This window comes from Streptomyces brasiliensis, assembly GCF_014647875.1.
GTDB lineage: Bacteria > Actinomycetota > Actinomycetes > Streptomycetales > Streptomycetaceae > Streptomyces > Streptomyces brasiliensis.
Genome location: NZ_BMQA01000184.1, coordinates 1 through 2,897, shown reverse-complemented (window position 1 = coordinate 2,897; position 2,897 = coordinate 1). Strand labels below are relative to the sequence as shown.

The window sequence follows — 2,897 nt, the reverse complement described above, 5'->3', positions numbered from 1 at the left end:
GAGCTGCATCCCATCACCCGAATCCCCCGCGAACCGGATGATCACCCGGTCCAGACGGCGGGTCTCCTTGGGAGGGGGGCTATCGGCGGTATCGGTGGTCTCCACAGACATGCCCGAGACGCTAACCAGGCTCGTTAGAGAGGCGCTTGTGCCGTCGGTTCTTCCGCCCCGTGAGCGGGGTGGCTGCAGATCCAGAGGGTCGAGCCGTGGAGCGGGGCCGGCACAGCCGCCCGGGATCAAACCCCGACCGCTCCGTCGATTCGTTCGCGGATCAGGTCGGCGTGCCCGTTGTGGCGGGCGTACTCCTCGATCATGTGGATGAGCACCCAGCGCAAGGAGACCGTGCCCCGCCAGGCATCGTGGCCCTCGACGTCGAGATGCGAAGCCTCCGCGACGAACGCTTCCGCGAAGGCGACTTCGGCGTGCCAGGCCGCCCAGGACGCCGCGACGACCTCGGGGTCGGGGACAGCGCCGTCGAAGTCGCCCTCGGGAACGTTCGTGGAGGAGAAGCACAGCTCGACGTCGTGCCCGGCGAGCACGGCCCGGAACCAGCGGCGTTCCACGTCGGCGAGGTGCCGGACGAGGCCGAGCAGGGAGAGCGAGGACGGGGACACGGATCGCAGAGCCAACTCCGATTCCAGTCCGGAGCACTTCAGCCTCAGGGTGGCGCGTTGGGCGTGCAGCACAGCCACAAGCATGTCCCGTTCGTCACCGGTCGCGGGGCCGCTGAAGCGGTGCTCGCTGCCGGTGCCGGTGAACAGTTCGATCCGTCGGTCGGGAATCTTCATGCCCGCATCGTGCGCTCCGGGTGAGCGTCCCCGGAACCCGCGGTGGGGTGGCGGGACTTGAGTACGGCCTGACACGGCTCGGGCCGGGATCACGTCGGTGCCGGTGTGCTCACGCCGACGGTTCGAGTCGGCCGCCACCCGCGGGGCCGCCGGGCACCACGGTCAGATGCCGGCCGGCCGGCCGCTTTGCGGTCTGCCGGGGCACGGGCAGCTGCCGCGCGGCCTTCTCCCGCTGCGCGGCGCCCGCTGCCAGAACGGCCCGCAGAGCGTCTGCGAACTCTTCTATGTCCTCGGGCGAGTTGTCGTGGTGGACGGAGGCGCGCAGGGCGGTGGTGACGCCGCGTTCGGGGAGGTAGAACGGACTCTCCTCGGCGACGGTCTTCCAGACGGTGACACCGCGCGCCGCGAGCTGCCGGCGCAGCTGCGCGGCGGAGAGTTCGGTGTGTCGGAAGGTGAGGATGCCGGACTGGATCCGCCCGGGGGCGATCAGTTCGGTGCCGGGGCTCGCCTCCACGGCGGCACGCAGGCCGACGGCCAGGTCCGTGGCGGTGGCGTAGTCGGCGCGGGCGGTGTGCTCGGCCAGGGCCGTGTTCAGCGCGGCAACGGCCGCACCGTGCGGCAGGGCCTGGGGTGTCACGCCGTTCGGAGCCAGGGCCGCGCGCAACTGCGGTGCCGTGTAGGCGAATCCGATGTTCTGCGGGCCGTTCAGGAAGCGCCAGCCGTCGGCGGTGAGCAGCTGGCAGCCGATGCGGGCGGCGTCCACGGGGACCTGGCCGACGGCGTACGAGGCGTCGACGGCGTACAGGCAGCGGTACCGGGCGAGGATTCGGCCCACGTCCTCCACGGGGTTGACGATGCCGCAGCCGGCCGGGACGTGGATCACGGAGACGAGGGCGACGTCGTCGCTGATGTGCTTCGCCATCCACTCCAGGTCCAGATCGCCGTCCGGGCGCAGCGGTACGACGTCCAGGCGGCAGCGGGTGCGGTCGCGCAGGGCGAGGAGGGTGGTGAGGTTGGCGACGCTCTCGTACGGGGTCGTCCAGATGCAGTCGGCCGGCCCGAGCGGGAGGCGCGACAGGAGTGTCGCGTAGGCGTCGGCGGCGCCGGTGTACAGGACGTTGTCACCGGGCGGGGAGCCCAGGAGGGCGGCGAGGCGTGCGTGGAGTTCGTCGTGGATGTCGTCGAGGTGCTCCTCGAGCTCGTAGGGGCCGTGCCGGTCCTCGTGGCGGGCCCACTCGGTGAGGACGGCGCGGGTGGCGGCGGGCATGCGGCCCAGGCCGGCCGTGTTCAGGTAAACCCTTCGGTCTTCTTGGGGCGTCACGTTCACTTCCGGGTTCCTCCTCCCGCCTTGCGCGGCATTTCTTTGCCACGTACGACGATGATTTCTGGCAATACATTGCCTACGTGCGGGCGGTGTTGGCAACACGGGCTCAGGCGAGGCTCTAGCGCCGGAGCTCCTGCCTGGGATTTCGGTGTGCGTACAGGGCAGGACCGGGTTCCGAGCCGGATCGCGGGCCGGATCTTGATTCGGGTCCGAACTGGACCCGATACGGGTCTGATCCGGGCTGATCCGGGGCCTGACCCGGCTCCTCCTGGCTTCTTCCTGGCCCCTTCCCGGCTTCCGACTGGCCTTCGCTCTAAGGGTTTTCCCATCCTTGCCCGAGGTTTTCGGCTTCTTCCAGATTCCGTCGTCGGTGCAGGTCATGCCGTATTCGGTGCGGCAAATCGGGTGCCAAGTCCCGTGTCCTGGGGGGTTTCTGGCGCTGTCCTCGACCATATGTCCAGCGATCCCCCAGTGATTCCCGAGAGTTCGTTGCCAACCTTCTTGGCAAGAGGTTGCCAAGCAGCGAACGCGAAGTTGTCACAGAGGAGTCAGTCATGAGCCGTATCACCGTCGCCGCCCGGATCGCCGCCACCGCCGCCGCCGTCGCCGCCACGGTCTTCGCCACCGTCGGGGCCGGCGCCACGGCCGTGGATGCGATCGGCCGGCCCGCCTCCGCGGCTTCCACGACGGTCACGGCGCGCACGACGGTCACGGCTTCCGCGGCGGGCACCGACGACATCGGCTGGCCCAAGGCCACCACCATCTCCACCACCGGCACCGACGAC

At 70.0% G+C, this 2,897-nt stretch carries 2 protein-coding genes and 1 pseudogene; 1 reads left to right on the top strand and 2 read right to left on the bottom strand.

The genetic code is table 11. The features are described from left to right. Positions 1-236: 236 nt before the first annotated feature. Entirely contained in the window at positions 237-788 is a 552-nt protein-coding gene (locus IEZ19_RS49525) for a mycothiol transferase (RefSeq protein WP_189317916.1), read from the bottom strand. A gap of 109 nt (positions 789-897) precedes the next feature. Next, a complete protein-coding gene (locus IEZ19_RS49520) occupies positions 898-2,115 on the bottom strand; it encodes an aminotransferase class V-fold PLP-dependent enzyme (RefSeq protein ID WP_229841735.1) in 1,218 nt (405 codons plus the stop codon). 551 nt (positions 2,116-2,666) lie between these two features. Here IEZ19_RS49520 and IEZ19_RS49515 point away from each other — a divergent pair. Continuing rightward, positions 2,667-2,897, top strand: a pseudogene (locus IEZ19_RS49515) (hypothetical protein); the annotation flags it as partial.